This window comes from Klebsiella sp. MS 92-3, from assembly GCF_000195655.1.
Lineage (GTDB): Bacteria > Pseudomonadota > Gammaproteobacteria > Enterobacterales > Enterobacteriaceae > Klebsiella > Klebsiella pneumoniae.
The window spans coordinates 31801-35903 of record NZ_GL882877.1; the positions used below are offsets into that span (position 1 = coordinate 31801).

Below are 4103 nucleotides of genomic sequence, written 5' to 3' on the forward strand. Positions count from 1 at the left end.
CCCCCCCTCGTTGCAGCAGGAAAGTACTATGAATCATCTCCCCCACTGGTGGCAAAACGGCGTTATTTATCAAATCTATCCGAAGAGTTTTCAGGATACCACCGGCAGCGGTACCGGCGACCTGCGCGGCGTCACCTCCCGCCTCGACTATCTGCAAAAGCTTGGGGTCGACGCCATCTGGCTGACGCCGTTCTACGTCTCACCGCAGGTGGATAACGGCTACGATGTGGCGAACTACACCGCCATCGATCCCTCCTACGGCACGATGGCCGACTTTGACGCCCTGGTGACGGAGGCAAAGGCCCGCGGCATCCGCATCGTGCTGGATATGGTGCTGAACCACACGTCGACCGAACATGAATGGTTCCGTCAGTCGCTGAATAAGGAGAGTCCCTACCGCCAGTTCTATATCTGGCGCGATGGCGAACCGGACGCCCTGCCGAACAACTGGCGCTCTAAATTTGGCGGTAACGCCTGGCAGTGGCACGCCGACAGCGGGCAGTATTATCTGCACCTGTTCGCCATTGAGCAGGCGGATCTCAACTGGGAGAATCCGGCGGTGCGCGCCGAGCTGAAAAAGGTCTGCGAATTCTGGGCTGACCGCGGCGTCGACGGTCTGCGCCTCGACGTGGTCAACCTGATCTCAAAAGACCAGACCTTTCCCTGCGATCTGGACGGGGATGGCCGCCGCTTCTATACCGACGGCCCGCGGGTGCATGAGTTCCTGCAGGAGATGAGCCGCGATGTCTTCACCCCGCGTAACCTGATGACCGTCGGCGAGATGTCCTCCACCTCGCTGGAGCACTGCCAGCAGTACGCCGCGCTGGACGGCCGCGAGCTGTCGATGACCTTTAACTTCCACCATTTAAAGGTCGATTATCCCGGCGGAGAGAAATGGACCCTCGCCCGCCCGGACTATGTGGCGCTGAAGGCGCTGTTCCGCCACTGGCAGCAGGGAATGCACAATCGGGCGTGGAACGCGCTGTTCTGGTGTAACCACGATCAGCCGCGCATCGTGTCGCGCTTTGGAGACGAAGGCGAGTACCGGGTGACGGCGGCGAAGATGCTGGCGATGGTGCTGCACGGCATGCAGGGCACGCCCTATATCTACCAGGGCGAAGAGATCGGCATGACCAATCCGCACTTCAGCAGCATCAGCGATTACCGTGACGTCGAAAGCCACAATATGTTTATCGAACGTGCGGCGCAGGGGCAAAGCCCGGACGAACTGCTGGCGATCCTCGCCAGCAAGTCGCGCGACAACAGCCGCACGCCGATGCCGTGGCACGCCGGCGAGAACGGTGGCTTCAGCGACGGTGAGCCGTGGATCGGCCTTGGCGATAATTACCAGGAGATCAACGTCGAGGCGGCGCTGGCGGACCCCGATTCGGTGTTTTATGCCTATCAGCAGCTGATTACGCTGCGTAAAACCCTGCCGCTACTGACCTGGGGCGATTACGAGGATCTGCTGCCGGAGCATCCGTCGCTGTGGTGCTATCGTCGTCAGTGGCAGGGGCAAACGCTGGTAGTCGCCGCTAACCTGAGCCGCGAGCTGCAGGCCTGGCAGCCCGCTGAGGCCCCGGGCGAGTGGAAGATGATCATCAGCAACTATGCCGAGACCACCCCGCGCCCGACCGGGCTGACGCTGCGGCCGTTCGAAGCGATATGGTGGCTGCAGGGATAACGCTTTTCCCCGGTGGCGCAACGCTCACCGGGGCTACGATTTGTCAGGCTGGAGGTTATGCGCGGTCGGCATCAGCAATCGCAGCGCTCGCTTGGGGTTGCGCCGAGGCGTGCTCTTCTTTTGCCTTTAGCCGATCCCAGGCGCGGAAGAACGGATAGTAGACCACCAGCGAAATCGCTAAATTCACCACCTGCAGCACCGTGCCGGAGATATGCCCTCCGGTCGCCAGATAGCCGCTGATGAAGATCGGCGTGGTGAACGGCAGCGCGATTCCGGCGGGCGGCGCCACCAGCCCGGTCGCCATCGCGGTATAGGACACGATCACCAGCAGCACCGGCGTTAAAATAAACGGCAGGAAAAAGTACGGGTTCATCACCAGCGGGATGCCAAACACCATCGGCTCGCTGATGTTAAACAATGCCCCGGGCGCGGCAATTTTCCCCAGCTGCTTCATCTGCTGGCTACGGCTACGCAGCAACATAAAAATCACCAGCCCCAGCAGCGCGCCGGTACCCCCGGGGGCAATCCACAGATCGTAAAACTGCTGAGTAATGATATGCGGGATCGGCTGACCGTTCTGGAAGGCCGTCAGGTTCTCGGACATATTCGACAGCCATACCGGCTGGATAAACACCAGTACGATCGCGTCGCCGTGCAGGCCCAGGGTCCACAAAATACCAATCAAAATGACTGAAATAATCATGCCCGGCAGCGTACCGCCGACGTGGTGCATCGGAATACCAATCAGGGTGGCGATCATACTGTTGATATCGCCGAACGGCGAGGCCTCGACCGCCAGGCGCAGCGCCAGCACCACCGCCAGCACGCAGAAGCCGGGGATCAGGGCAAGGAATGATTTCGCCACTGCCGGCGGCACGCCGTCCGGCATGCGGATAACGAGATTGCGGCTGGCGACCAAACGATAAATCTCCGTCGACAGCAGCGAAATGACAATGGCGACAAACAGCCCCTGGCTGCCGACCATGCTCACCGGGATCACCCCTTTAATCACCTCCGCCGCGCCGTGTACCGGCGTAAACAGCGTGTTCTGCGGGATCGTCATCATGAAGGCCACCAGCGACATCGCTCCAGCGCTCAGCGGATCGAGAGTGCGATACTTCTCCGCCAGCCGGTAGGCGATGCCGAAGCTGGAAATCAGCGCCATAATGTCGTAGGTCGCTTTCACCGGGTACAGCATTTTATCGCGCCAGACCTCGCCAAACAGGCCGCTCATCATGTCGGCATAGCCGGGGATCGGCAGGTAGGCGAAAATCAGGAAGAATGAGCCAATCAACATAAACGGCATATTGAGAATGATGCCGTCGCGCACCGACAGGACGTGCTTTTGCCCGGCGATTCTCAGCGCCGCCGGCATGACGTAACGTTCAATCCAGCTTGTATTCGACATGGTGTGCTCCCGAGGGGAAATAGCGGTCAGTTAAATTGCGTCAGCCATTGACGGTTGATGGTTAATACTTCATCCAGCAGCGCCTGGGCATCGGTGACGTTACCGACCAGCGGGTTGGTCACCAGCGCCAGCAGTGCGCTTTCGCGACAGCCGTGTACCGCGGCTTCAATCGTCAACCGCTCGAAGGCTTTCACCTGCTGGGTCAGGCCGTTCATCGCCGGCGGCAGCGGGCCGAACGCCAGCGGCCGCGCCCCTTGCGCATCAATAATGCTGTTGGTTTCCACCACCGCATCATCATCCAGGCCATGAATCGCGCCGTTGTTGCGGGTATTCACCACCATCTCCGCGCCCAGGTTGTTGTAGATCGCGTTGATAAGCTCGACGGCCACCTCCGAGTAGTAGGCGCCGCCGCGAAAGCTCAGTTGCTCCGGTTTTTCTTCCAGCTGCGGGTCGGCGTACAGCGCAAACAGCTCCTGCTCGACTTTCATCACCTGTTCGGCGCGGGTGCCCTTGGTTTTCGCCGCGGCGATCTCTTCCGCCAGCATCGCCGGCGTCAGCCAAAAATAGCGATGATAGGGGCACGGAATCGCCTTCAGCGCGCGCAGGAATTCCGCCGGCCACGGCAGCTCTTTAATGTTGTTCATCGACAGCGCCTTACCGTCGCACAGCATGTCGATCACCTTGCCGGTGACATCCTCGCGCCCCTGTAGCACCTTATGCACCCAAACCATATGGTTGAGCCCGGCAAAGCGCAGTTTTACTTCGGACTCCTGGGCGCCCAGCATCCCGACGATCATGTGCTGCATGTTGATCGGCACGTTGCACAGGCCGATGATCTTCGCCGTGCTGTAGCGGCTGACCGCCTCGGTGACGATCCCCGCCGGATTAGTAAAGTTGAGAATGAACGCTTCCGGCGCCAGCTGTTCCACTTTGCGCGCCACCTCAAGGATCACCGGGATCGTCCGCAGCGCCTTGGCAAAACCGCCGACGCCGGTGGTCTCCTGGCCCAGC

The 4103-nt window shown here is 60.4% G+C and carries 3 protein-coding genes; 1 reads left to right on the plus strand and 2 read right to left on the minus strand.

The features are described from left to right. The first annotated feature begins 28 nt into the window (after positions 1–28). A complete protein-coding gene (gene treC, locus HMPREF9538_RS00120) occupies positions 29–1684 on the plus strand; it encodes an alpha,alpha-phosphotrehalase (RefSeq protein ID WP_020316343.1) in 1656 nt (551 codons plus the stop codon). Between the two features lie 55 nt (positions 1685–1739). Here treC and celB read toward each other — a convergent pair whose 3' ends face one another. Then, positions 1740–3092, minus strand: a complete 1353-nt coding sequence (celB, locus tag HMPREF9538_RS00115; protein WP_004177661.1) for a PTS cellobiose transporter subunit IIC — start codon at positions 3090–3092, stop codon at positions 1740–1742. Positions 3093–3118: 26 nt separating this feature from the next. Beyond that, positions 3119–4103: diacetylchitobiose-6-phosphate hydrolase (locus HMPREF9538_RS00110; protein WP_032457303.1), on the minus strand; the 985-nt coding region annotated here is incomplete at its 5' end.

Excerpts from the sequence above, each read along its gene's own strand:
- treC (WP_020316343.1), top strand. The coding sequence starts at position 29 with ATGAATCATCTCCCCCACTGGTGGCAAAACGGCGTTATTTATCAAATC.
- celB (WP_004177661.1), bottom strand. The coding sequence starts at position 3,092 with ATGTCGAATACAAGCTGGATTGAACGTTACGTCATGCCGGCGGCGCTG.